General features: G+C 66.6%; 22 protein-coding genes. 14 read left to right on the top strand and 8 right to left on the bottom strand.

Features of this window, described 5'->3' with window-relative positions:
* Positions 1–44: 44 nt before the first annotated feature.
* From OJA40_RS14895 to OJA40_RS14870, 6 genes are all read left to right on the top strand, one after another.
* Positions 45–2,588 (top strand): ABC transporter permease, encoded by a 2,544-nt coding sequence (locus OJA40_RS14895; RefSeq protein WP_263810985.1) that lies wholly within the window; start codon positions 45–47, stop codon positions 2,586–2,588.
* 125 nt (positions 2,589–2,713) lie between these two features.
* The gene (locus OJA40_RS14890; RefSeq protein WP_263810984.1) at positions 2,714–3,916 is read left to right on the top strand and encodes a cation:proton antiporter; all 1,203 of its coding nucleotides are present in this window, start codon (positions 2,714–2,716) and stop codon (positions 3,914–3,916) included.
* 100 nt (positions 3,917–4,016) lie between these two features.
* On the top strand, positions 4,017–5,186 hold the full coding sequence (locus OJA40_RS14885; protein WP_263810983.1) for a lipocalin-like domain-containing protein: 1,170 nt from the start codon (positions 4,017–4,019) through the stop codon (positions 5,184–5,186).
* Between the two features lie 47 nt (positions 5,187–5,233).
* Positions 5,234–5,704: a type I restriction enzyme HsdR N-terminal domain-containing protein gene (locus tag OJA40_RS14880; RefSeq protein ID WP_263792729.1), complete on the top strand. Its 471-nt coding sequence runs from the start codon at positions 5,234–5,236 to the stop codon at positions 5,702–5,704.
* Positions 5,705–5,746: 42 nt separating this feature from the next.
* Positions 5,747–6,748 carry a 3'(2'),5'-bisphosphate nucleotidase gene (locus OJA40_RS14875; protein WP_208426735.1) on the top strand — a complete coding sequence of 334 codons (1,002 nt, stop codon included), beginning with the start codon at positions 5,747–5,749 and terminating at the stop codon, positions 6,746–6,748.
* A gap of 41 nt (positions 6,749–6,789) precedes the next feature.
* Complete coding sequence (locus OJA40_RS14870) at positions 6,790–7,605, top strand: nucleotidyltransferase family protein (RefSeq protein ID WP_208426736.1); 816 nt, start codon at positions 6,790–6,792, stop codon at positions 7,603–7,605.
* A 40-nt stretch (positions 7,606–7,645) separates the two neighbouring features.
* On the opposite strand, the gene OJA40_RS14865 is transcribed toward OJA40_RS14870, so the two are convergent.
* Complete coding sequence (locus OJA40_RS14865) at positions 7,646–8,839, bottom strand: pyridoxal phosphate-dependent aminotransferase (RefSeq protein ID WP_208426737.1); 1,194 nt, start codon at positions 8,837–8,839, stop codon at positions 7,646–7,648.
* Between the two features lie 219 nt (positions 8,840–9,058).
* On the opposite strand from OJA40_RS14865, the gene OJA40_RS14860 reads away from it, so the two are divergent.
* A complete protein-coding gene (locus OJA40_RS14860; RefSeq protein ID WP_208426738.1) occupies positions 9,059–9,532 on the top strand; it encodes a nucleoside deaminase in 474 nt (157 codons plus the stop codon).
* A 67-nt stretch (positions 9,533–9,599) separates the two neighbouring features.
* Here the strand turns inward: OJA40_RS14860 and OJA40_RS14855 are convergent, their stop codons facing one another.
* Positions 9,600–10,157: a YopX family protein gene (locus tag OJA40_RS14855; RefSeq protein WP_208426739.1), complete on the bottom strand. Its 558-nt coding sequence runs from the start codon at positions 10,155–10,157 to the stop codon at positions 9,600–9,602.
* Positions 10,158–11,059: 902 nt separating this feature from the next.
* Between OJA40_RS14855 and OJA40_RS14850 the strand changes: the two genes are divergently transcribed.
* From OJA40_RS14850 to OJA40_RS14840, 3 genes are all read left to right on the top strand, one after another.
* On the top strand, positions 11,060–11,590 hold the full coding sequence (locus OJA40_RS14850) for a hypothetical protein (RefSeq protein WP_263810982.1): 531 nt from the start codon (positions 11,060–11,062) through the stop codon (positions 11,588–11,590).
* A gap of 120 nt (positions 11,591–11,710) precedes the next feature.
* Entirely contained in the window at positions 11,711–12,412 is a 702-nt protein-coding gene (locus OJA40_RS14845; protein WP_263810981.1) for an arylsulfotransferase family protein, read from the top strand.
* 446 nt (positions 12,413–12,858) lie between these two features.
* Positions 12,859–15,282 carry a prolyl oligopeptidase family serine peptidase gene (locus OJA40_RS14840; protein WP_263810980.1) on the top strand — a complete coding sequence of 808 codons (2,424 nt, stop codon included), beginning with the start codon at positions 12,859–12,861 and terminating at the stop codon, positions 15,280–15,282.
* Here the strand turns inward: OJA40_RS14840 and OJA40_RS14835 are convergent.
* Positions 15,273–15,935 (bottom strand): DUF6992 family protein, encoded by a 663-nt coding sequence (locus tag OJA40_RS14835; RefSeq protein ID WP_263810979.1) that lies wholly within the window; start codon positions 15,933–15,935, stop codon positions 15,273–15,275. The genes OJA40_RS14840 and OJA40_RS14835 overlap by 10 nt on opposite strands.
* 251 nt (positions 15,936–16,186) lie before the next feature.
* On the opposite strand from OJA40_RS14835, the gene OJA40_RS14830 reads away from it, so the two are divergent.
* Positions 16,187–16,558: a HesB/IscA family protein gene (locus OJA40_RS14830; RefSeq protein WP_208427197.1), complete on the top strand. Its 372-nt coding sequence runs from the start codon at positions 16,187–16,189 to the stop codon at positions 16,556–16,558.
* Between the two features lie 306 nt (positions 16,559–16,864).
* Positions 16,865–19,492 carry an ATP-dependent Clp protease ATP-binding subunit gene (locus OJA40_RS14825; protein ID WP_263792738.1) on the top strand — a complete coding sequence of 876 codons (2,628 nt, stop codon included), beginning with the start codon at positions 16,865–16,867 and terminating at the stop codon, positions 19,490–19,492.
* A 137-nt stretch (positions 19,493–19,629) separates the two neighbouring features.
* On the opposite strand, the gene OJA40_RS14820 is transcribed toward OJA40_RS14825, so the two are convergent.
* The 5 genes from OJA40_RS14820 to OJA40_RS14800 all read right to left on the bottom strand — a co-directional run bounded on the left by OJA40_RS14820 (position 19,630) and on the right by OJA40_RS14800 (position 24,979).
* Positions 19,630–20,322, bottom strand: coding sequence for an adenine nucleotide alpha hydrolase (locus tag OJA40_RS14820; RefSeq protein WP_208427195.1), 693 nt, complete (start codon positions 20,320–20,322; stop codon positions 19,630–19,632).
* Between the two features lie 42 nt (positions 20,323–20,364).
* A complete protein-coding gene (locus OJA40_RS14815; RefSeq protein WP_263810978.1) occupies positions 20,365–21,273 on the bottom strand; it encodes a universal stress protein in 909 nt (302 codons plus the stop codon).
* Positions 21,274–21,316: 43 nt separating this feature from the next.
* Positions 21,317–22,276, bottom strand: coding sequence for a universal stress protein (locus tag OJA40_RS14810; RefSeq protein ID WP_208427193.1), 960 nt, complete (start codon positions 22,274–22,276; stop codon positions 21,317–21,319).
* Between the two features lie 30 nt (positions 22,277–22,306).
* The gene (locus OJA40_RS15525; protein ID WP_341482960.1) at positions 22,307–22,984 is read right to left on the bottom strand and encodes a class I SAM-dependent methyltransferase; all 678 of its coding nucleotides are present in this window, start codon (positions 22,982–22,984) and stop codon (positions 22,307–22,309) included.
* A gap of 171 nt (positions 22,985–23,155) precedes the next feature.
* The gene (locus tag OJA40_RS14800; protein ID WP_208427192.1) at positions 23,156–24,979 is read right to left on the bottom strand and encodes a M3 family oligoendopeptidase; all 1,824 of its coding nucleotides are present in this window, start codon (positions 24,977–24,979) and stop codon (positions 23,156–23,158) included.
* A gap of 174 nt (positions 24,980–25,153) precedes the next feature.
* On the opposite strand from OJA40_RS14800, the gene ytxJ reads away from it, so the two are divergent.
* Complete coding sequence (gene ytxJ, locus OJA40_RS14795) at positions 25,154–25,513, top strand: bacillithiol system redox-active protein YtxJ (protein ID WP_208427191.1); 360 nt, start codon at positions 25,154–25,156, stop codon at positions 25,511–25,513.
* A gap of 8 nt (positions 25,514–25,521) precedes the next feature.
* Positions 25,522–26,094 (top strand): TlpA family protein disulfide reductase, encoded by a 573-nt coding sequence (locus OJA40_RS14790; RefSeq protein WP_208427190.1) that lies wholly within the window; start codon positions 25,522–25,524, stop codon positions 26,092–26,094.

Genomic DNA, 26,094 nt, shown 5'->3' with positions numbered 1-26,094 from the left:
CCGCGCTCGTCCCTGTCTCTCTCACCCGTCCCGTTCGCTCCTCGATGACACTTCTGCATCGCTCCAGCCGGCGCTACCTGACCCGCCACCCGTGGCTCATGGGCCTGTCGGTACTGGGGGTGGCGATCGGGGTGGCCGTGGTGGTGGCGATCGACCTCGCCAATACGAGCGCGAGCCGGGCGTTTGAGCTGTCCGCCGAGACCGTCACCGGCGCCGCGACGCACCAGGTCGTGGGGGCCGGCGGGGCGCTCGACGACGACGTGTACCGGCGCCTCCGGGCGGCCGGCATTCGCCCGTCCGCCCCCATCGTGGAGGGCTACGGCTCCCTCGAACGAGGGGACCGCACATTCCAGGTGGTGGGGATCGATCCCCTGGCCGACGCGCCCTTCCGGCCCTACCTGGGCACCGGGGCCGGCAGCGACCTGGACCTCGGGACCTTCATGACGGACGACGCAGCCCTCATGAGTGCCCCCACCGCCGAGGCGATTGGGCTCTCCTCCGGCGACACCCTGCGCGTGGGGATCGAGGGCACGACCCACCCGGTGGTGCTCAGCGGGCTGATCTCGCCGCAGAACGAACGGACGCGCCGGGCGGTGGCCAACCTGCTGGTCGTGGACGTATCGACGGCCCAGCAGCTTTTCGACCAGGCCGGCCAGCTGAGCCGGATCGACCTGCTTACCCCCTCGGCGGCGTCGGCCCGGGAGGCCTACCTCCGTCGGGTGCGCGAATCCCTTCCGGACGGGGCCCAACTGCGGCGCTCGGACACCCGGACGGAGACCGTGGCCCAAATGACGAAGGCGTTCGACCTCAACCTGACGGCGCTCAGCCTGCTGGCCCTCATCGTGGGCGCGTTTCTCATCTACAACACGATGACCTTTTCGGTCGTCCAGCGCCGCGCCCTGATTGGCCGGCTGCGGGCCTTGGGCGTGACGCGCGGGGAGGTCTTTCGGCTCGTGGTGGGGGAGGCCGCCGTGCTGGGCCTGGTGGGCAGCGGGATTGGGCTTTTGCTCGGCATCGTGCTGGCGTCCGGCCTGGTGCAGCTCCTGGCGCAGACCATCAACGACCTCTATTTCGTGGTGGAGGTGAGCGAGCTGTCGGTCCCGGCGTGGACGCTGACGAAAGGCGCCCTCTTGGGGGTCGGCACCACGCTGGCCGCAGCCCTGCCCCCGGCCCAGGAGGCCACCGCCGCCTCGGTGAGCACCGTGCTGCGCCGGTCGACCCGAGAGAGCACCCTGCGCCGGCGGGCGCCCGGGTGGGCCGGGTTCGGCCTCCTCGTCGCCGCGGCCGGCAGCCTCCTGCTCCTCGTCACCGAACAGAGCATCTGGGCCGGGTACGGGGCGCTGTTCTGTCTTCTCGTCGGGGCGGCCTTCATGATTCCGTGGGCCGTGGTGGGGCTGTCGAACGGGGCGCGCCCCCTGCTCGGGCGGGCGGCCGGCGTCATCGGGCGCATGGCGGCCCGCGGCGTCGTCACGAACCTGAGCCGCGCCGGCGTCGCGATCGCCGCCCTCACGATCGCCATCGCGTCGACCGTGGGCGTGGGCGTGATGATCGACAGCTTCCGCGGCACCGTCACCAGCTGGCTGGAGCAGTCGCTGCAGGCCGACGTCTACGTGCAGCCGCCGAGCCTCGTCTTCCGCCGCTCCACCGCCACGATCGACTCCACCGTCGCGCGTCGCCTGCGGAACGTTGCGGGCGTCGAAGGGGCCTACTCGGTCCGTCGCGTCACCGTACGGGCCGACGTGGGGCGCACGGACCTCGTGGCCGTGGAGCCCGGCCCCGAGACCGCCGACATCTACCAGCTTAAGGCCGGCACTCCCGAGACGGCGTGGGAGGCGGTTCGGTCGGGGCCCTCCGTGCTCGTCTCCGAGCCCTACAGCTACCGCTATGACGTGGGCGTGGGCGACACGCTGCGCCTCCAGACGGATCGGGGCCAGCAGCCATTTGCCGTCGAAGGGGTCTACTACGACTACGGCTCCGACCTCGGGGTGGCCCTCATGAGCCGGTCGACCTACGAGCAGTTTTACGAGGACCGCGGCGTGTCCGGCCTGGCGTTTGCGGCCGCCGACACGACCTCCGTCGACGCCCTCATTGCGGACATGCGCGCCTCCGTGGCGGGGCTCCAGGACGTGCTCATCCGGTCAAACCGGGCCCTGCGCGAGACGTCGATGCGCGTCTTCGACCGCACATTTACCATCACGACGGTCCTGCGCCTGCTCGCCATTGCCGTAGCGTTCATCGGGGTGCTCACGGCCCTCATGGCCCTGGCCCTGGAACGGCGACGGGAGATGGGCGTGCTGCGGGCCACCGGGATGACGCCCCCCCAGGTGGGCGGCTACCTGACGCTCCAATCGAGCCTGATGGGCGCCATCGCCGGCCTCCTGTCGCTGCCGCTCGGCTACGTGCTGGCCTACGTGCTGGTCTTCGTCATCAACAAGCGCTCCTTCGGGTGGACGCTCCAGCTCACAGTGCCGACCGACGTCCTGGTCCAGTCGCTCGTGCTGGCGGTCGTGGCCGCGTTCCTGGCGGGCCTCTACCCGACGTGGCGCATGGCGCGGTCAAACCCGGCGGTGGCCCTACAGGGAGATTGAGAACGAACGGCACACCACATCGCCCTCGTCCTCCCCCAGCCCTGTGGGCCTGCCGACCCAACGACTCGCGCCGAGGAACCGTTGGTGTGCGGTCCACAGCGTGATTATTGATGACAGCATTCGAAATGGAAGACCTTGCGGCGCGTGGGGCCCTTCTGGTTGGCATCCTGATCGTTCTTTCACGTCTGGCAAAGGCCGCACTCGAGCGCCTCAATCTTCCCGACCTCCTCGGGTACCTCTTGATCGGAATGGCCCTTCGCCTGGTCGAGGGGACAGGCCTCTTTTGGTTCGTCGACGGGCCTCAGGTGCTCTCCTTCCTGGCCCAACTCGGGATCGTTGCCCTCCTCTTTCGCATCGGACTGGAATGCACCCCGAAGAACCTGCTCCGCCGGCTCTCGGGCGCGACGCGGATCTGGATCGCGAACATCACCCTGAGCCTCGGGGCGGTGCTTGGCGTGGCCCTGTTCCTGCTCGACTGGGCGCTCCTTCCCAGCCTGTTTGCCGCCGTCGCCCTCACCGCGACGGGGATCGGGGTGTCGGTACGCATCTGGCGGCATACGGACCAGCTCGGCTCTGCCAAAGGCGCACTTATGCTCGACGTGGCGGAGCTCGACGATCTCTCGGGCGTTGTGCTTTTCGCCCTCCTCACGGCGCTGGTGCCACACCTGCAGGCCGGCCTTTCGGCCGACCTTGTCGGTCCGATGGCCCTGACGCTCGGGCTTGTCCTCGGAAAAATGGCCCTGCTCGCGCTTGGCGGACTCCTGTTTGCGCAGTACCTGGAGCATCCGCTCACGCACTGGCTTCACGATCTTCAGCCCCGGCCCGACCTGATGATCAGCGTCCTCGGCGTCGGGCTCATGGTGGCGGGCCTTGCGGCGCTGCTCGGGTTCTCGGCCGCCATCGGGGCCTTTTTCGCCGGGCTCATCTTCAGTCGGGATCCACTCTCCGTCAAGATTGACGCCTCGTTCGACTCGCTGTCCGACCTGTTCATTCCGTTTTTCTTCCTCCACGTTGGGTTTGCGCTCGATCTGTCTCTTCTGTTCGGAAATCTAGGAGCAGTTCTGTTGTTGTTTGCGGCTGCGGTGGTGGGAAAGGGGCTGGGCTCGTTCATGCCCGTCATGAATCGACTGCGGCCCGGCAGTGCGCTGACGTTTGCCGTGGCCCTTATTCCCCGCTCCGAAATCACCCTTCTGGTCATGCAGCGCGGGCTCGACCTGGGGGTCGTTTCCCCGGACGCCTTCGCGGTCGTCGTGGCCGTGGTGATCCTGACGATGGGGACGGTCCCGCTGGCCCTGCGGCTGTTGCTGCCCCCCGTAACGACCACGTAGCGGGCCGCGCCGGGAGCCCCCCACGGTCTCGCCGAGCAGCGAACGGGGGCCGGGGCGGACCGTTGAGGTACACCGATACACCAGACCCTTCCTGCTCAACATGACTCGTTCGGTCTCGATTCTTGCAGTCCTCGCCGCCGCCGTCGCCGGTCTCGGCCTGGGGGCCTACTGGCTCACGGCCTCGTCCGGCGAGGCCGAGCTGCAGACGTCGGTCTCCGTATCGGAGGCGATGGCCGGGGACACCACCGGCTACCGGCGGGCCACGGCGCCCCGGGCGTTCTCGTTTCCGGACGACTACGGCCCGCATCCCGGCTACAAGACGGAGTGGTGGTACGTAACCGGCACGCTGAGCGGCCCGGACGCCCAGCCCTACGGCTACGAGCTGACGATCTTCCGGACCGGCCTCACCCCGCCGGCCGAGGCGCCCGACTCGTCGACGGCCGGCTGGCGCACGAACCAGCTCTACCTGGCGCACTTCGCCGTCACCGACGGGGCGACCGAGGAATTTCACGCCTTTGAGCGGTTTCAGCGGGGCGGCGCCGGGCTGGCAGGGGCGCACTCGTCCCCGTTCCGCGTGTGGCTCGACGACTGGTCGATGACCGGGCCCGACTCGTCCGCGTTCCCGCTCCGCCTGCGGGCCCAGCAGGAAGGCGTCGGCATTGACCTCGCCCTCCGTCCCACCAAGCCGCGCGTGCTGCAGGGCGATCAGGGCCTGAGCCAGAAGGGGCCGGGGAGCGGCAACGCGTCGTACTACTACTCCTACACGCGCCTGGCCACCGAGGGGACGCTCGTCCTGTCGGGCGACACGCTGTCGGTGACCGGCAACAGCTGGATGGACCGGGAGTGGAGCACCTCCGCCCTCGGCCCCGACCAGGAGGGGTGGGACTGGTTCTCGCTCCAGCTCGACGACGGGCGCGACCTCATGTACTATCAACTCCGCCGGACGGACGGCACCCCGAGCCGCTTTAGCGAAGGGGTGATCGTGGGCCCGGACGGCGCAACCCAGACGCTAGACCGCTCGGACGTCTCTGTGGAGGTCCTTGAGACCTGGACGAGCCCGGACGGCACGCACACCTACCCCGTGGACTGGACCCTGCGCGTGCCCGACGAAGACATCGACCTGCGGATTACGCCCCTGTTTCCGGACCAGGAGCTCAACGTGTCCGTCCGCTACTGGGAAGGCTTCGTTCGGGTGAAGGGCTCCGCGACCGGCCGCGGGTACGTGGAGATGACGGGATACGGCGACAGCCCCGGGTCTCCCGTCTCGTAGCCGATACGGACCCGTCCAGTCGCTCTCTCGCACCGATCAACAGGGTGGTGGACGCGCTGAATCTGCCCACGTACGAGTTTCGGACGCAGGCCCGTGGGGACGCTCGGGCCATCTACGACCCGCTCCGGGACCGGTACGTCCGCCTGACGCCCGAGGAGTGGGTGCGTCAGCATTTCGTGCAGTATCTGATCCAGGAGCTCGATGTGCCGGCGGGCCTGGTTGCCATTGAAGCCGCATTCCGGGTCCAGGGCCAGCCGCGCCGCGCCGACGTCATTGTGCACGACCGGCAGGGCGATCCGCTTCTTCTGGTCGAGTGCAAGGCCCCGCGCGTCTCGATCGCCCAGGACGCCTTCGACCAGGGGGCCCGCTACAACATCGTCCTGCAGGCCCCGTACCTCGTGGTGACCAACGGCCAGACGCACTACGCCTGTGCCATCGACTTTGATGACCAGAGCTATGCCTTTCTCGACGACCTTCCCCCCTACGACGTTCTCCTGAGCAGGGCGGACGGCCCGTAGGACTCGCCTCTCGCTCCTCCACACTTCCTGTTTTCTTTGCGTATGCCCGCCTACGACCGCGAACGCACCGTCGCCTTCCGTGCCGTTCAGACCGCCGCCGAATTGTGCCAGTCCGTCCGGGCCGACCTCGACGGGGACGTGATGGAAAAGGACGACCGCACGCCCGTCACCGTGGCCGACTTCGGCAGCCAGGCCGTCATTTGCAAGGCGCTTCGGGACGCCTTTCCGGACGACCCCGTCATCGGCGAGGAAGACAGCTCGGCCCTGCGGGCCGACGCGAACGCCGATGTACGGGCCCACCTCCTGGAAGAGGTGCGCGCCCACCACCCGGACGTCAATCCGGGCCTGGTGTTCGACTGGATTGACCACGGCACCGACGAGGGCTACAGCGAGCGCTTCTGGACGCTCGATCCGATTGACGGAACCAAGGGCTTCGTGCGGGGCGACCAGTACGCGATCGCGCTCGCCCTGATCGTGGACGGCCGCCCCCAGGTGGCAGCCCTGTGCTGCCCCCACCTTCCGAATTCGCTCGACGCCGATCCGCCCACATCACGGGGCCAGGCGTTCCTGGCCGTTCGGGGCGAGGGGACCGTACAACAGCCGCTCACGCCGGCCACCGACGCGGTGCCCACCCCAATCCAGACCAGCGGCACGACCGACCCGTCGGAGAGCCGGTTCTGTGAATCGTTCGTTTCGTCGCACAGCTCCCACGACCTCGCCGCGCAGGCCGGGGAGCGCCTCGGCATCACGGCCGACTCCATCCGGATCGACAGCCAGGCGAAGTACGCCATCGTGGCGCGGGGCGAGGCGGAGATCTACCTGCGCCTCCCGCGGCCGGACAGCCCCGACTACACCGAGCGCATCTGGGACCACGCGGCCGGGGCACTCGCAGTGGAGGCTGCCGGGGGTACCGTGACGGACATGCACGGCACACCTCTCGACTTCACCCACGGCCGCCTGCTGGAGGCCAACACGGGCGTCGTCGCCACCAACGGGCCCGTCCACGACGAGGTCATCGAGGCCCTGGCTGCCGCCCAGGCGTGAGCCAATCCCCTTCTCTCCCGGACGCACCATCCGCTTCCCCAATGCATGCCTTTCTCCTGTGCGCGGGCTTCGGCACCCGGATGCGCCCCGTCACCGCCGAGACCCCGAAGTCACTGGTCACGGTGGCGGGCCGCCCCCTTCTGGACTACCTTCTGGGCGCGCTCACCGCCTGGTCGGCCCTTACCGAGATCCACGTTGCCGTCAACCATGACGATGCCCCCGCTTTTCGGGAGTGGGCGGCCAGTCACCGGGCGGACCTGGGCACCCAAGGGATTGAACTGCACCTCCACGACGATGGCGTGGAGGCCCCCGCCGACCAGCTCGGGAGTGTTGGCGACCTGAAGTTCCTGCTGGATGAGGTTGGCGTTCCGCCTGACGGCGCACTCGTGAGCGGGGGCGACAGCCTGTACCGGTTCCCGCTCGCCCCGATCTTGAATGCCTACGAGGGTACCACGAACGATGTCCTTGCGCTCCACGAGCCCGCCCCTGCGCGCCGCGCCCAGAGTAGCGTCCTCCAGCTCGACGGCCCCACGGTGACCGCGGTGCACGACGACCCGACCGGCACCGCCTCCACCCGCATCTGCCCCTCCTGGCTCCTGCTGAGTGCCGGGGGGCTAGAGGCCGTTTCCGCTTACCTCAACGGCGGCGGGCCGCCCGACATGCTGGGCGCGTTCCTCGACCGGCTGGCCCGGACCCACTCCGTGCGGGCCCACCGCCTCCCACAGACCGCCCATCTGCGCCTCCACTGCAACACGCCCGACGACCTGGAGCACGCCCGCCGGCTCCTCCGTGAGGGACCGCGGCACGTGCTCGGCCCGGCCCCCGTGCGGGACGCTCTCGCCGGGACTGGGGCGTGACTGTGACGACGTGACGGACGGCGGACGGGCGCACGGCGCGTCATCCCCCGAAGGCATCACGGAGCTGGTCGCACGCCTGCCGCAGGACGGGCATCTCCTTTGCGAAACAGAGGCGAAGCTCATGCTGCCCGTCCGCGGGGTCCCGGTAGAACGAGCGCCCGGTGACACTCCCGATGTGGGCGTCCTCGATGAGCGTATCGCAGGCGGCCGCGTCGTCGGCAAAGCCCGCCTGCGTGCCGGCGAGGTCCCCAAAGTGGGCGAGGACGTAGTAGGCCCCGTCCGGCCACGGCACGTCGAACCCGATGGCCTCCAGCGTCTCACACAGGAGCTCGCGGCGCTCCGCGTAGTCCGCCTGCAGCTGCGCGACGTAGTCGCTGTCCAGGTCCTCGAAGGCCGCCAGGGCCGCGTGCTGGAGGGGGCGCGGGGCGCAGATGTAGAGCAGGTCGTTCATCAGGCCGATCTTTTCGGCGATGGGCGCGGGGGCCACGCCGTAGCCCAGGCGCCACCCCGTCACGTTGTAGGCCTTGGAGAAGCCCGAGAGGGTGATCGTGCGCTCGTAGGCGCCCGGCAGGCTGGCGAGCGAGACGTGCTCCGCCCCGTCGTAGAGCATGTACTCGTAGATCTCGTCCGTAATCGCCACGAGGTCGTGGGCGTGGAGCAGGCCGGCGAGGGTGGACAGCTCCTCGCGGGTCCACACCTTGCCGCTGGGATTGGCCGGCGTGTTCACCACCACGGCCTTGGTGTCGTCGGTGAGGACCGCCTCCATCGCCGACCGGTCGAAGGTCGCCTCGGGGCCGCCGAGCGGAACGTACCGGATCGTCGCCCCGGTGAGCTCCAAAATATTGCGGTGGTACCCGTAAAACGGTTCGAAGAGCACCACCTCGTCGCCGGCCTCCAGGAGCGTGAACGCCGCCGATACAAACACGCCGGTCGACCCCACACCCACCACCACGTCCTCCGGGGAGGTGGCGGGGACCTCGTTGTGGGCCTGCTCCTTTTCGAGAATGGCGCGCCGGAGGGGCTCGATGCCGGCGTAGTGGGAATAAATCGACGCGTCGTCCCGGATGGCCTGGTGCGCCCGGGCCTTGATTGGTTCCGGCGTCGGCAGGTCGCAGACGCCTTGGCCCAGGTTGATGCCGTCCACCTCCTCCACACGACGGGTCACGGAACGAATGGCACTCTGCTGCAGGTCGTCGGCGCGGGCGGCAAGCGACGGCGGTGCGGCACGGTCCATGGCAGGAACGCCAAATACGGTGCGCTGATGGACCCGCCAAGAAAGTGCTTCCCGGCGCGGTATGCAAGCGGCGGTTCGGAGCAGGCGCACGAACGCGCGCCACTCCGCCCCGGAACCAAGCGACGCGGCAGCCGAATGATGGAGGCGATTTGGGCAGGCGACCCGTTTCTCCTCCCTGGCTTTCGTTTTCGAGTCCTCCCCATCGAGTCCACCCCCCCAATGCCTTCTCCCTCTTCATTTCTGCGTGAGGCCATCGAGATGGCAATCCAAAACGTGACCACCGGACAGGGCGGTCCGTTCGCGGCCCTCGTCGTCCGGGACGGAGAAATCGTCGGACGGGGCACAAACGTGGTCACGACCCTCAACGACCCGACGGCCCACGCCGAGGTCACCGCCATCCGACGGGCCTGCGACGCGCTAGACGACTTTGAACTGACGGGCTGTACGCTGTACGCCACCTGTGAGCCCTGTCCCATGTGCCTGGGCGCCGCGTACTGGGCACGGCTCGACCGGGTCTACTACGCCGCCACCCAGGAAGACGCCGCCAAGGCCGGCTTCGACGACCACCACATCTACGAGGAGATGGCAATGCCGCCCACCGAGCGACAGATCCCGATGGACCAGGCTCTCTCCGAGGAGGCCGATCGCCCCTTTGAGGCCTGGCTCGACTACGAGGACCGGGTTGCCTACTGACCCCCTTCGTCCGGACTCGAAGTGCGTCGGGGCTTGCATCCTCAGGCGCGCTCGCCACGGGCGGGCCCTACCGGAGGACATCGTCGTGAAACAACATAACGTGGTGACAGCGCACGCAGTGGACCGCGATGGGGCCCTGACGGTCTTCGGGGGTGCCGCCCGCCTCAAACTCGGTCCCGCCACACATCGGACACTCCACCTCGCCGGTATACTCTCGGAGCCGGTTCAGAAGTCGGCTCAGGTCCGGGTCGATCCTGTTCGGGGTTTCGTGGAGATTGCCCGCAACGCGCCAGGGCCCGTTCTGAATGTTGTCTTCGGAGAGCCCGACGGGTTTGCCGTTTTCTCGTAGAAGGACGTACCCCCCCGCGTCCGACGCCCAACGGACCATCGCGACCGCCCCGTGCTCATCCTGCAGGATGTCGCCGTCGAAGATCTGCGCCCCCTCGGCATCGGCCAGTCCAATGTGTTGCATGAGGCTCGTGTCCGGAGACGCCCGGCAGTGGAGCCGGGTCTTGCGGTGAAGGGTCCAATCCGAAGAGTCCTCGATCTTGAGCGACCAGACGGCGCTGTCGTTGACGTAAATCATTTCGTCTCCGTCCCACACACGAAATTCTGGAGCTGGCATGTACCTTCGGTCGGTTCCGGAAGCGGCCGATCATCTAAACACTGAACGCCCGTGAATGTCCAGGATGGGGACCGGTCCGTCCACACTTCCTGGAGGAATCCCCCCATCATGATTTGGATGAGTCGTGCACTTTTCAACTCGGTTTGTGGGGGGGATTGTGCGTGCCGGCAGGATTGACGATGGATTCCGCCCCGCCGATTTGGGAGCCGATATGCCCGCCCACTTCTTTGTGAACGCATGTCCTGCGTTCCACCTTTGCTCGTCTTCTTTCCCGCGTCCACCGGCGGTGGGGGGCCGCCCGCCGAGCGCACCGCGTCGCTTACGGTCGAACACATCGGGCCAGTGCCTCAGACGTGGATCGACGACCGCCCGACCGGCGCGCAGTGGCACAAACAGCACTTTCTGTGCTGTCCTCCGGTCCGTGTGTGGGACTTTTCTCTCTGGGTGGGGCTTGAAATGGCACACTGATGGGTTCGACAGCAGGAGTGGAGTGCCCCCCCGACCAGCCACCGTCTGCGGTTGATCCGGTCTACGATTGGTTGGGCCTGCCGTCCTGCCCGACGGCCGTGCGCCCCATGGGTTCGGTACAGAATTGCAGCATACCGGTACACACTGTATCATACCGACGACATCATGCGGAAGGCGACGCGCTTCCCTTCCCGCCCGCGAATCGCCCCCCCCCCCCGCCCCGAGCCGTTAGACGCCCCGCTACTGCCTTTTGCCCGTAGACAAACCGCCGTCCCCCTGTACATTCCCTGGTTTTGTCTGCCCGCTCCGGCGTCCTCTCCCGAAGCCACCAGGCTGGAGGAGCGGCTCGAAAAGCCCCCTCATCCCCTTTTCGGGGTCCGGCGTGGCCCCTTCTGCCACGGCCCCTCCGTTCGTAGAATTGTTTTCGGCCCAAGATGCGATCTTCTCATTTTGCGAAGCTCTCCTTCGTCTTTTCCGTCGCCCTCATCGCATTTCTTCTCGGATTTGCGACTCGGTGGCACCGGTGGGTTCCCAACGAGGTGTTGGAGCAGGCCTCGGACCAGGCCACAATTCTGAAAACATACTGGTCAGAAAAGCCCACTCCCCTCGCTGATCGCGTGTACGATCGTTCTGGCGCCCGAACCGTAGATTCGAGCCGCATTCAGCCCGGCCTCACGGCCATCACGTCTACGTGGCAGACGAAGGACACATGGTCGGCTGGCGTGAGGCTCATGGACCGCACGGGGCAGGTGGTTCATCATTGGTCCGTCGAGAAGGCATCGCTCTTTCCCGACTCCCTCGACCTGCGTTGGACATACCCCGAGGTCCGGGCCCTGCACGGGTCTCACGTCGCCCCGAATGGAGATCTCCTCGTCAATCTCTCCCGTGTCGGCACCGTGCGGCTGGACGCGTGCGGGCGAATTCAGTGGCGCTTGGCGGAGGGAAACCACCACTCGATTGCGTAGACACACGACGGTACGTTCTGGATTCCAGGAACGAGCCGGCGGCCCCGCCAGACGAGCGCGGCCCGCCCCGACGGATATTCCGGACTCGACGAGTCGGTGTGGATCGAGAGGTTGCTGCATGTGGGCGAAAACGGAGACCTGCTGCAAAGCATCAATGTGCTCGACGTTCTCTACGCGAACGACCTAGAGCGGTACGCAGTCAAGGTCAACCAGCCGGAGGCCGGCACGGACGGCCCCGGGACAAAAGACCTGCTGCACCTCAACGACGTGGAGCCGCTCTCCCCCAGGATGGCTGACGAATACCCCCTCTTCGACGCCGGCGACCTCTTGGTTTCGCTTCGGGAACCGCACCTCGTCTTTGTCCTCGACCCCGACACGAAGGAGACCAAGTGGCATGCCTCAGCGCCCTTCATCCAACAGCACGATCCCGATTTCGTCGGAGACGGCTGGATTGGCGTCTTCGACAACAACGAAGACTTTACCGAACGGGGGACGATGCTCGGGGGAAGCCGAATCGTGGCCATGCAGCCCCACACCGACTCGATGGAAATCCGATTCCCCACGTCCGCCTCGGACCCTTTCTACACGGATGTTCGGGGCAAATTTCAACGCGTGCCGAATGGCAACATGCTGCTGACCGAGGCACAGGCGGGGCGGGTTGTGGAGGTCGATTCCACCGGCCGAACGGTTTGGGAATGGGTTCATCCGCCCTACGACGCACGCCAGGTGCCCGTGGTTACAAAGGCCACCCGGCTCCATCTCACACGGCAGCAGGTTGACGCGTGGGCGTGTTCGTCGGGGAATACGTCCGCTGTGCCGTAGTGGGGACGTGCCCCCGCCCCGAGCGCTGTGCGTGTGTCCCTGCCGGGGACGGAGACGTCCGCACTTTTTTGGGACGGTGCACACGCAAAGGGGTTCGTATTCGCGGGAGGAAGCGTCGCGTCGGGGACGCCTCATCACCAGGTGGGCGAGAACCGATCCCCCCAATGCGGTTGTCTAGGCCGTACTGTGATGCGGCCCCCATCAAAGACATCAACGCAACAGCGGGGTCCACCAGGACCCAGCGAGAGGATGACAGTGTGTCGACTGCGAGTGACCCGGTCGGGCCGTGTACACGCTCGTCTACAGGAAGCCCCTGTAGGCGGTGAACAGTCGTTCAAAAGCCCGGCTGTGCAATAACAGCATTACGCGGGACAGCCCCATCGACATTGGGTCCGTCAGCCGTTATGCTACGGGGTGACATCCTCGATTCCAAGCGTACTTCGATTATGACTCGCTTTTCCTCTCTTCTCCTCGCGCTCTCCGTTCTTCTTCTCCCCTTGCGCCCGGCGCAGGGACAGCCCGCCGAGCGCACCTCGTCGCTCACGGTCGAGCAAATCATGCAGGCACCCGAGACGTGGATCGGCGACTGGCCGACCAATGCCCGCTGGCACGAAAATGGACAGGCCCTCTATTTCAACTGGAACCCAGGCGGGGATTTTCCCAGTGATTCGCTCTACAAAGTGTCGCGCAGCGGCGGCGCCCCCCAAAAAGTGTCCCCGGCGGAGCGACGGTCCAACCCCCCCACGTTCGACGGCTGGCACCACGGCGAGCACGTCTACACCGACGACTTTTCCCGGAAGGTTTACGCCGCCGACGGCGACCTGTACCTCTACAACCGCGAAACGGACACCCAGACGCGGCTCACCGACACCCCGGCCCGCGAAGGCAATCCGCGGTTCGGCCTGGAGGAGGACCGGGTGTTGTTCGAGCGGGACGACAACCTGTTTTCTGTCCACCTCAGCACCGGCCAGATTCGGCAACTGACCGACGTGCAGTCCGGGCGCGAACCGCAAGAAGACGCGCCGTCCCCCCGCGAGCGGTTCCTCGAAGAACAGCAACTGGAGCTCTTCGAGACCCTCCGCGCGCGAGACGAGGAGGAAGAGCAGGCCGACGAAGCGCGAGAGCGAGACCGCGAGGCCGACGACCCGCCGCCCCCCTTCTACACCGGAGACGCCGAGGTGAGTGCCCTTCGCATGGACCCGACCGAGCGGTTCGTCACGATCGCGCAGCAGTCCCAGCCGGACGCCGCCGATCCCACGCAGGTCATCGATTACGTCACGGAATCGGGCCACGCCGACGTTCAGCGCGCCCGGCCCAAGGTTGGCATCCCGCCCGGCGACTTTGCGCTGTACGTGCAGGACCTGCAGCGGGACACCACGATTGCGGTCAACCTGCACCAGCTCCCCGGCGCCTACGACGTGCCGGAATACCGACAGGAGCAGGGCGCAGAGCGTGATTCCAGCGAGACGAAGCGGGCCCTTTACAGCTACGGCCCCTACTGGAGCACGGACGGGGACCACGGGGTTCTTGTGGTGCGGGCGGACAACAACAAGGACCGGTGGATCGCCCGTCTTGACCCCGAAACGGGCGATCTTACGCTGCTCGATCGGCAGCACGACACGGCCTGGATTGGGGGGCCCGGCATCAGCGCATACGGCGGGCCCGGGAACGTGGGGTGGATGCCCGACGGAGAGCACTTTTACTTCCAGAGCGAGGCCACCGGCTACAGCCACCTCTACACCGTCGATGTCGAAACCGGCGAGACCACCCAACTCACGAGCGGGGACTTCGAGGTGCTCGACGCGCGGCTGTCGCAGGACGGCTCAACGTGGACGCTGACCACCAACCGGCACTCGCCGCACCAGCAGCACGTGGAGCGAATGCCCGCTGACGGTGGCGACATCACGCGCCTCACCCAGATGGCGGGCACCCACGACGCCGCCCTGAGTCCCGATGGGGAGCGCCTCGCCACGCTCTACTCTACCACCAACCAGCCCGCCGACCTCTACCTCAAAGACGCCACGGCGGACGCGGACCCGGTCCGCATTACCACGTCTCCCACCGACGAGTGGGCCGCCTACGACTGGCGCATGCCGGAACTCACCCGCTTTGAGGCCTCGGACGGGGTGGAGGTGCCCGCCCACGTCTTTCGGCCCGGCAATCCGAACGGCGCGGCCGTGTTCTTCGTCCACGGCGCCGGCTATCTGCAAAACGTCCTCAAAGACTTTCCGCCGTACTTCCGCGAGTACATGTTCCACAACATGCTCACGGACCTCGGCTACACGGTGGTCGACGTGGACTACCGCGGGTCGGCGGGCTACGGGCGCGACTGGCGCACGGCCGTCTACCGCCACATGGGGGGGCGCGACCTGCAAGACTACGTTGACGCCGCCAAGTGGGTGGGGGACACCTACGGCATTCCCGCCGAGCGTCGGTTCATCTACGGCGGCTCGTACGGCGGCTTCATGACCCTGATGGCCCTCTTCACCGAACCGGAGCACTTCGGTGGCGGGGCGGCGCTCCGCTCGGTCACCGATTGGGCCCACTACAACGACGTCTACACGTCCAACATCCTGAACACCCCGCAAACCGACTCCCTCGCCTACGCCCGCTCCTCCCCCATCTACCACGCGGAGGGGCTGGAGGACCCGCTCCTCATGCCCCACGGCCTCGTCGATACGAACGTGCAGCCGCAGGACATCTTCCGGCTCACCCAGCGCCTCATCGAGCTCGGCAAGGAGAACTGGGAGCTGGCGATCTATCCAGTGGAGGGGCACGGCTTTGAGGAGCCGTCGAGCTGGACGGACGAGTACCGGCGCATTTTCGAACTCATTCAGGAGAGCGTCGGGCCGGCCCGGCCTCAGAACTGAAGCGTGAGGGCCAGGCCCGTCGGCGCGGGGTGCACGGACAGCTGCACGCCCGCGTCGAGGAGCGACGACAGGCGGCCCCGCGACGCCCAGAACGCGATGCCGTCCAGCACGAGCAGCCCGGCCCCCTGCAGGATGAGGGAGGTGCCGAAGCCGCGCCACCGGCCGACGGTGTCGATGCCGTAGTAGCTCGCCCCGAGCATGGTGGCGCCGACGGCCGAGTACGCAACGTTCAGCCCGAGGTTGAGGAGCAGCACGTCGTGAAACTGTCGCTCCGCCGCCAGCAAGGGGCCGGCCTCCGCCGGCGGGGGCCCGGACGCCAGAAGCCCCCCGGCGGCAATGCCGGCGTTCACGAGCCCCCACCCCGCCGACATGGCCCCAAAGTGCCATCGGGTCGACTGGGCCGAGCGGGACGACGCCCAGACCAGCGCCAGTCCCCCCAGCGCGTTGACGCCCCCCCACGCCCCAACCCGCCACAGATGCGCGCGCCGGGCGTCTCCGAACTGCGCCGACTGGACCTGGGCCAACGAGTCGTGGGACGCCCCCCTGGACTGTCCCAGGGCTTTTGTGTCGAGCCCCCCCAGCAAGAGCAAAGCCCCCAGGACAGCAGCGATTGCAGAAGGCGGAACGGACGCGGGCGGTTTGATAGAAGTCACGACGGCACGGAGAAACTTGTGGGAAGCGGGAGCACGTCAACGGACTGTCTGCATGGCCCACGGGTCCATCGGTCCCAAACACATTTCTCGAATCCACCAATTCGGGGCCGGCACCTTCGCGGTGAAGGGACGGGTTCTCCAGGGATGCCTGCCTGCGAGGCCGTGGGCACCGGAACAGGGAAATGCCCTGTTTGGTAGGCATGACCACGAATCGAGAGGTCTGCAGAAAGGCTCATCCGTATTTTCCTTCTATGCCCGATATTGCCTCCCCGACGTCGGATACCTCTTCCCAGGACGCCCCAATCCAAATCAGTCCGAACGCGGCGCGCGAGATCCGAAAGATCATCAACAAGAAGAACATTCCGGACGGCTATGGGCTCCGCGTAGGCGTGAAAGGCGGCGGCTGTTCGGGGATGAGCTACGTGCTCGGGTTCGACAAGGAGCGCGAGAAGGACAAGGTGTTTAATCTCGACGGGATCACCGTCTACATGGACAAGCGACACGGGCTCTACCTGATGGGGACCACCATCAACTATCACGACGGGCTCGACGCGCGGGGCTTTACCTTCGAGAACCCCAACGCGACCGAGACGTGCGGCTGCGGCGCCAGCTTTGCGGCCTAGTCCCCGCCTTCCTTCGCGCACTGCCCCTTGACGATCCCCGGGCTCGGCCCCTAACGCCCGTCTGGCGTCACACCATCGTGCCCGACCGCTTCGTCAATCTTGTAACGCTCCTGCACTAGTTCGCCTCCCAATATGCAGGCGGATCGGGGAGGGGAACAGAATGCGCAGATGCCTGGTTACTGCTTGCACCACGTGCTTCACGCATGGGGTCGTCCTTCGAGGGACGGGCGCTTCGATGTCTCCTCGTTGCATCCCCGTTCGTGTAGGGCGCCGACGCGGCGCTTTTGATCGTTCAACCCATCTGGTATGGAAGGCAATTTCTCGAATCGCGTCCGGGACGTTATTTCCTACAGCCGCGAAGAGGCGGTCCGACTCGGGCACGACTACATCGGTACGGAGCACCTCCTGCTCGGGCTCATCCGGGAGGGCGACGGAATCGCGGTGAAGATCCTCCGCAACCTCGGGTGCGATCTGTTGGAGCTCAAGGAGGCCGTGGAGGACACGGTCCGAAGCACCAGCAGCTCCACCTCGGTGGGGAACATCCCCCTTACCAAGCAGGCCGAGAAGGTGCTCAAGATCACGTACCTGGAGGCGAAGCTTTACAAGAGCGACGTCATTGGGACGGAGCACCTCCTCCTGAGCCTGCTCCGGGACGATGAGAACATCGCCGCGCAAATTCTCCAACAAGGCTTTTCAGTAACGTACGACGCCGTGAGAAACGAGCTAGACTCCATTATCAGTGGCAAGGCTTCTTCCTCTTCCAGCGGCAGCGGTGGATCCGGCGGCCGTCTCTCCTCCGGCTACGGGCAGGAGAGCAGCGAGTCGGAGAACAGCAACACGCCGGTCCTGGACAACTTCGGCCGGGACCTGACGGAGCTAGCGGAGGAGGACGAACTCGATCCCATCATCGGGCGCGAGGAAGAGATCAAGCGTGTCGCCCAGATCCTGAGCCGACGCAAGAAGAACAACCCGGTTCTCATTGGGGAGCCGGGCGTCGGGAAAACCGCCATCGCGGAGGGGCTTGCCGCGCGGATCGTGGATCGCAAGGTCAGCCGCGTGCTCTACGACAAGCGCATCGTCACGCTCGACCTTGCCTCCCTTGTGGCCGGCACCAAGTACCGGGGCCAGTTCGAGGAGCGGATGAAGGCCGTGATGAAGGAGCTGGAGGACAACGACGACATCATCCTCTTCATCGACGAAATCCACACCATCGTCGGGGCCGGCGGGGCGTCCGGCAGCCTGGACGCGTCGAACATGTTCAAGCCCGCGCTCGCCCGCGGCGACCTGCAGTGCATCGGGGCGACCACGCTGGACGAGTACCGCCAAAACATTGAGGGCGACGGCGCACTCGACCGCCGCTTCCAGAAAATTATCGTCGACCCGTCGACGCCCGAGGAGACGGTCAACATCCTCTCGAACATCAAGTCCTACTACGAGGACCACCATAACGTCCGCTTCTCCGAAGAGGCGATCGACCTGGCGGTCCAGTTGAGCGACCGCTACATCACCGATCGCTTCCTGCCGGACAAGGCCATCGACGTGATGGACGAGGCCGGCGCGCGGGTTCACCTCTCCAACATCGAGGTCCCGCCCGAAATTCTGGAGCTCGAGGAGCAGATCGAGGACGTCCAGGAGGAGAAAAACCAGGTCGTCAAGAGCCAGCGGTTCGAAGAGGCGGCCCGCCTCCGCGACAAGGAGAAGACGCTCCAGGAGGAGCTGGAGGAGGCCAAGCAGCAGTGGCACGAGCAGGCCGAGACCGAGGTCCACGACGTCACCTCGGAGGAGATCGCCGAAGTGGTGGCCATGATGACGGGCATCCCGGTTGACAAGATCAGCGAGCCGGAGCAGCAGAAGCTCCTCAAGATGGAGGAGTCGCTCAAGGAGCACGTGGTGGGACAGGACGAAGCCATCGAGAAGCTGTCGAAGGCCATCCGTCGCACCCGTGCCGGCCTGAAGGACCCGGAGAAGCCCATTGGCTCCTTCATTTTCCTCGGGCCCACCGGCGTCGGCAAGACCGAGCTGGCCAAGGTTCTCACCGAGTACCTCTTCGACTCTCAAGAGTCGCTCATCCGAATCGACATGAGCGAGTACATGGAGAAGTTCTCCGTCAGCCGACTCGTGGGGGCCCCGCCGGGATACGTGGGCCACGAGGAGGGCGGCCAGCTGACCGAGAAGGTGCGCCGAAAGCCGTACTCCGTCGTCCTGCTCGATGAGATTGAGAAGGCCCACCCGGATGTCTCCAACATCCTCCTGCAGGTGTTGGATGATGGGATCCTGACCGACGGCATGGGGCGGGAGGTTGACTTCCGCAATACGATCCTCATCATGACCTCTAACATTGGCACGCAGGACATCAAGTCCTTCGGCCAGGGGATTGGATTCGACCAGACGGACGGGGAAGACATGGACTACACGTCCATGAAGTCCACCGTTCAGGACGCCCTCAAGAACGTCTTCAACCCGGAGTTCCTGAACCGGCTCGACGACGTGATCGTCTTCAACCCGCTCAACAAGGAGAACATCTTCGACATCATCGACATCATGTCGGAGGATCTCTTCGAGCGGGCCGAGGAGCTGGGCCTCGACCTCGAGTTTGACGAGGCCGCCAAGGAATTCCTAACGGACCGCGGGTTCGACCAGAAGTACGGCGCCCGGCCGCTCCGCAGGGCCCTTCAGAAGTACGTGCAGGACCCGATGGCCGAAGACATCCTCCACGACGAGATCACGGAGGGCGACACGGTCCTTATCACGCACGACGGCGAATCGGAGGAGCTGTCCTTCGAGGTTGAGGAGGGCGAGGCCCCGACGGAGGAGGCCCCGGCAGACGCAAACGGAGAGGCCAGCAGCGTCTCCGCCGAGGAGGTTGCCGAGGGCGCGTCCACCGACGAGAACGGATCCGGGGAGGAGCCCTCAACAGCCTCCGACGAGGAGTAGCCGTTCTCCTGCAAAGCCCCCCTTCCCCTCCGTTCGGCAGCACCGGGCGGAGGGGTTTTTGTGTTTGCAGGGAGTTGAAGCAGGCCCTCACGTCACGATTCTCGGATCCAATCCGGCCCGGGGCGAAAACGCTACGCCTACGCCTCCTCCCCGGTCGCCCGAAGGCGGACCGTGTGGATGCGTCCCGTGGTGTCTCGACCGGTCTCGGCCACGGGCACGGACGCGGCAAACGGCGGGCCGTCGCTCACGAACGTGTGGAAGGCCCCCTTCTCGCCACAGGGGTCGACCGCATCGGGCAGGTCCTCCAAAAACGAATCGTCGTAGGCCCGCCCCACGAAGGAGGAATCGAGCTGGGTGGTGTCGACGGCGGTCACGACGGCCCGGTAGCCCCGCGTCGAGAAGCGCTGGGCCAGCCACGTCGTGTCGCGTCCCCACAGCGGGAACAGGGCCGTGGCCCCCACCGACTCGATCAGCGCTTCGCGGTAGGCGCGCACATCATCGAGGAACAGGTCCCCCGCGACGACGGTCGAGAACCCGTCCTCCAGGAGGGGCGTCAGGGCCGCCTCCAGACGCGCCTCGTACACCTCATTCGGGGGCTGGGGCGGCACCCGCATGACATGGAGCGGAAGATTGAGCGCGTCGGCCTGTCGTTCGACGAGGGACAGTGGGGTGCCGTGCATCGTGACGCGCTCCTCGTGCGCCGTCACCGTTGTGAGCAACGCCCCCACCCGCCGGGGCGACTGGCTGTGAAGCACGTCGAGGGCCAGCATTGCATCCTTGCCCCCACTCCACATCAGCACGAGGCCGTCCTGCGAACGGGGAAGCGCCATGGCATGAAAGGCGGTTGGAAGGAGACTGCGTTGGGGGGGCTGCTACGCGTCGGCGATGTCGTCGCCGTCGACCAGGGACCGACCGAAGGACTTCACGGCGCAGACCGGACACGGGGCCTGCCGAAGCACCTTTTCCGCCACGCTGCCCGTCAACATATGCTCCAGCCCCGTCCGACCGTGGGTTCCGAGGGTGATGAAGGCCGCCCCGCCCTCCCGCGCCGCGTCCAGAATTTCGGCGGCCGGATGCCCCCCACGCACATCGAGCGTGACCTCAAGTCTCGTCGTCCGGAGCGACTCGGCCTCCCCCTCGAGCACCGTCTCGGCCCGGTCAAACAGGACGCCCGGGTCGGGCGGCGAGCCGTATACCCCGTAGGCATCGGGCAGGCCCGTCACCTCCACGACGTGGAAAAGCCTGAGGGCCATGCCGTACACGAGGGCAATCGCCCGGGCGTGGGCCATGACCCGAAATCGGTGCTCCGAAACGTCGACCGGAACCAACAGGGTGCTGCCTTCCAGGCCTTCGGGGGCAGTCGCCCCCCGGCCCACCGTCACCACGGGGCACGGGGCCTTGCGAACCACCTCCTCCGCCACGCTTCCCAGGAGCAAGCGCCGGACGCCTCGATGGCCGTGGGTGCCCATCACGACCAGATCCATGTCGTACTGGACGACGTAGTTCAGAATGCCGCCCGCCGCGGTCGGGTGGGCGACGGTCCGCTCCCGAACGCGTGGGGCCGGCACCGGCCCCGCCCCCGGTTTTAGTCCGTGCAGGTCCGCTCGGGGACTCGCAGGCTCGACCCCAATCCCCTCGTCGGGATCCACGTCGCACTCCTCGACGGAGATCACATGGAGGGCGGCATCGAGATGGGCGGCAAGGTGCTGGGCGTGGCGGTGGGCCCGCCCCGCACACCCAGACCCATCGGTGGGACACAGAATGCGGTCGACGTGCAACATGGGCACCCGGTCGGGGCCGTGCGACGGGCAGCGCAAAGTCGAATCACGCACCGGCATCCGATTCGGCCGCGTCCGCCGACGGGGCGAAGGTCGTGCCAAACGGCTTCGTTGTCAGAACCGGGCAGTGCACATGTCGGATGATCTTCTCGGCCACACTTCCGAGCAGAAAGCGATCCAGCCCCGTGCGGCCGTGGGTCGACATGGCCACGAGGTCCACCGACTCAGCGTCTACAAACTCCGCGATGTCCGGCGCTGCGTTCCCGACCGTGACGTGCGGTCGGATTGCCCGCTCCGGCCCGCCGGTGTCGGCGACGAAGGCCTCCAGGCGGTCCATCATCTTCTGCTCAATGTCCGGCTCCATGTCGTAAATGGACTGCACCCCGCCGGTATAGAAAGCCGGCTGAATGCGCTCGGCCACGACGTGCAGAACGTCGATCGACGCGTCGTAAAGGGCCGCCCATTCCTTCGCGGTGCGGAGGGCCTCGCGGGACGGTTCAGAAAAGTCAACGGGGACCAGAATCCGATCGACAATCCGGGGGTGGACTTCAGTCTGCTCCTCGGCGTCGCCACGGACCGTCAACACCGGTTGATCGGACCGGCGCACCACCTCCTCGGCCACACTACCCAGTAGGATGCGACTCGGGCCGCGGCGCCCATGGGTCCCGAGGGCGATGAGATCCACGCCCGTCTCCGCCGCGTAACTCAGGATTGCGGGGCCGGCCGACACGTCACGTCGCTCGATCTCCTTGATGGCCACCGCGTCGAGGGCGTCCGTCGAAACGGTGCTTTCCTGCCGCACTTCGTCCCGAAATCGGGGAATGTCGTGCCCTGGCGAGCGGCCGCCGCCCTCCGCGTCCGGGGTGGAGGCCTCGTGGAGGACCTCGGCGTGCAGGACATGAAGCGTGGCGCCGGTCCGCGCGGCCACGTCCAGGGCGTACCGGACGGCCCGATTGGAGACCGACGAGAAGTCGCGGGCGACCAGCAGGTCATTAATTTCGAGCATGGGGAGGGAAGTGAGTCTAAGGAAGTGAGTCTAAGTGAGAAAGGATGCCGGGGACGTATGCCCCACAGTTTTGTAGGTGCAAATGTATCTTCTGCCACCGGCAATGTCTACACGGGAAGCCTTGACGACCGGGCACGGCCATTTGGAAGACAGCCGTGGGGCGGTCCCCCACGGCCGCTTTTCCTCCAGCCCCCTCCGGCCTGCACAACGCCCCGAACGACGGCGGCGTCCCCAGTGCGGTGAGGGCCTTCCTGGAGGTGCACGTCTACGGCCTCCACAGACGCAAGGCGCTCGCCCGCGAAGGCCCGACGCACCTGGTACCATCCGGTCCGCCCGGCTCGGCCCCATGCGGTGGTAGGGAATGCGGTGGTAGGGAATGCGGTGGTAGGGACCCGTCAGGTGAGCCGGCCGAAGCCACTCGGCAAGCAGCCAACCGCCGGAACGGACACTGGTTTTCAGCAAGCGGCACAAATGAAGACGCTCGTCGGGAAGCAACTGCAGGAACGTGACGACGGCCGCGTCCCACTGCCGATCGGGCCGCCCGGTGCGCACGTCGGCCCGAACGGTGTCGAGCCGGAGGTGCTCGGCCTCCGCCCGCTCCTGCGCCGTTTTCAGGGCCGCCTCCGAAAAATCGACGGCGGTCACGCGATGCCCGTGCTCCCGGGCCAGCCAGGCCGCCGTGCGCCCCTCCCCCGCCCCCAGCTCCACAACCGCGCTCTCGGGGGGCAGGCGGTGGGCCGCTGCCTTCACGAAGGCATTCGGCCACGCCCCGAAGAGATGTCGGTCCTGCTCGTAGCGGACGTCCCAGAAATCGGGCCGGCTGCTCGGGCGTGGCGAATCGGACACAAGGAAACGGAGACCAGTGACGAGGTGAATGACTCAGGAGGAGGGTCGCGCCCGTCCGTTCCCGCGGGCCGAGCCGAGCGCCGTCTGGTCCGCCAGCGCCTCCGCCTCCTCGATGAGGGCCTCGATATGCGAGAGCCCGTCGGTCCAGAAGTCTTCGTCTTCCAGGTCCACCCCCATTTGCCCCACCAACTCGTGGGGCCAGTCGGCCCCGCCCGCCCGGAGGAGATCCAGGTAGCGATCGGCGAAGCCCCCGTCGGACGACTCGTACCGGGCGTACAGGGCCAGCACCAACAGTTCGCCGAACGCGTAGGCGTACACGTAGCCCGGCGTGTGCAGGAAGTGCGGGACGTAGCTCCACCAGTGTTGGTAGTGCTCGCCAAGGGTCACGCTTCCCTCGAACATGGCTCGCTGCGTCTCCATCCAGTGCTCCGCGAACTGGTCGGCCTGAAGCTCCCCCTGATTCCGACGGGTCGTGTGGATCCGGTGCTCAAACCGATTCATGGCCACCTGCCGAAAGACCGTCGCGAGCGTGTCGTCGATCTTGGCAACCAGGAGGGCGAGTCGGTTGGCCGGGTCCTCCTCGTTGCGCATCAGGCGCTGAAAGACGAGCATCTCGCCAAAGACGGAGGCCATCTCGGCAGTCGTAAGGGGGGTGCCGTGGTGAAAAATGGACTGCTCGCGGGCCAGGGACTGGTGCACGCCGTGGCCCAACTCGTGGGCGAGGGTCTGCACGTCGCGGGGCTTGCCCGTATAGTTGAGGAGCACGTAGGGGTGGGCGCTCGGCACCGTCCCGTGGCTGAAGGCGCCGCTGCGCTTGCCCGGGACGAGGGCAGCGTCGATCCAGTCGCCCTCGAAGAACTGGCGGGCGACCTGTGCCATCGTCGGGTGGAAGTCCCCGTACGCCTCCAGGACGAGGGCCCGCGCATCGCCCCACTCGTAGGTGGAGTCCGCCTCGCGGATGGGCGCGTAGCGGTCGTAGTCGTAGAGCTCGTCGACGTCTAGGAGCTGCTTTTTGAGGCGGTAGAACCGCGCTACCAGGTCGTATCGACCGGTGACGGCCTCGATGAGCGTATCGACCGTCTCGTCGTCCACCTCGTTCGCGAGGTTTCGCTGTTCGAGCCAGTGGTCGTATTCGCGGAGCCGATCGGTGGAGGCCTTGTCCGCCAGGAGCGTGTTGAAGACGTACGTGAGGGTGCGGAGGTGGTCTTTCAGTCCGTCCGTGAAGGCGTGCGCCGCCTCCCGCCGAACGGTGCGATCAGGGTCGTAGAGTTTCGAGAGGGTCTGTTCCTGGGGAAGCGACTCGCCGTCGAGCTCGAACCGCGCCGCGCCGAGGGTCTCGTCGAAGAAGCGCGTCCAGGCGTTCTTGCCGGTAATGCTCTTTTCCGAGAGCACCTTCTCCTCCGCTTCACTCAGGACATGCTCCTTGCGCTGATATTCGGTCTCGAGGTAGTGGCGGTAGTCGTCGAGGGCCTCGTGGCCGAGGAGGTCCTCCACGCGCTCCGGGTCGAGGGCCACCCATTCGGTGTCGAAGAAGACGAGACGTTGCTGGATGCGGTCCACCGTCTCTTGCACCGACTGCCGGAGGGCCCCTCGCTCGGCGTCGTTGGTGTCGGCGGTCCAGGACAGGTGCGCGTAGGCGTGTGCCCGGCCGAGCCGGTCCTGAAGGGCCCCAAGCGTGTCCAGGGCCTCAGACAAGGCTTCGGGTCCTAACTCTCCAATCCGTCCTCGGTACTGCTCGGCGAAGGCCGTCGCGTCGGCCTCCAGTGACGCAAGGTCCTCTTCGAGGGCATCCGGGTCGGCGTACAGGTCGTCGAGGGCCCACCGCACGTCGTTGGCCCCGGTGTCCGGCGTTTCCATAAGCGTGCATGCATTGAATGAGCAAGAGAATGCAGGGCCCGCCCCGACCGAGTCGACCGTCTCGGGCCCGACCAAACGGTATTGACCGATTGTTCACCCCCGCCCGTGTATCACGGTCCCCGCGTCGTGGTACAGATGGAACGAGCCGTTTGTACCATTGACGCATCACGTGCAGTGTCCGATTCTTCCTTCCGTCCCCTCTCCACCGACGCCAGTTGGGCCGAGGCCCGATCCGCGTCCAAAACCCAGCCGGTGCTCGTGTTCAAGCACAGCTCGGCCTGTCCGGTGAGCGCCAAGGCCGAGACGCAACTGCAGCCCCTGGCCGAGGACAGTGCCCTGCCCGTCTACAGGCTCGTCGTGCAGGAGAGTCGGGCCCTGTCCGACGAGATCGCGGAGGCCCTGGACATCCGACACGAGACGCCGCAGGTCATCGTCCTCGACGATGAGGCCCCGGTCTTTGACGCGTCTCACTTCGACGTTACGGCCGATGCCGTCCGCGAGGCCGTCCAGTCTGCGCCTTCTTCCACCAACTAACGCCCCTTATGCGTCGCCTCTTGACCCTCGCCTGCACCGTCGGACTGCTCGTTTTGCTGACCGCATGTGGGGGGGACGATACAGCCGAGACGAGCGACCAGGCCGCGCCGTCCGCATCCGCGTCGCGCGGCCCCATTCCCGGAAAGGTGCGGGACGTGGGGCCCAAGCCGGTGCCCGCACTCACACTGGAAACGCTCGACGGGGCATCCATCGACCTCGAAGCCCGGGACGGCGAACTGCTGCTCGTCAATTTTTGGGCCACCTGGTGCGCGCCGTGCCGGGAGGAGATTCCGGACCTCAAGAGCCTGCACACAGACTTTGAGAACCTCACGGTCATCGGCGTCGCACTGGACCGCAAGGGCCGCGAGGTGGTGAAGCCGTTTGCGCAGAAGCTTGAGATCAGCTACCCGATTGTCATAGACAAGTCGGGCGCCGCCGAGGCGGCGTTCGGCCCCATTCCCGGCCTTCCGACCACGATTCTGGTAACCCCGGACGGACAGGTCACCAAGCGGGTCGTCGGCATTTTCCCCACCGAGGAGATGCGCCCGACCCTCAAGGCGATGCTCTCCGGCGAGGCGTAA

Origin of the sequence: Salinibacter pepae, from assembly GCF_947077775.1 — a bacterium.
Taxonomy (GTDB): domain Bacteria; phylum Bacteroidota; class Rhodothermia; order Rhodothermales; family Salinibacteraceae; genus Salinibacter; species Salinibacter pepae.
The sequence above is the reverse complement of the archived record's forward strand: the minus strand, read 5'-3'. Positions and strand labels throughout refer to the sequence as shown.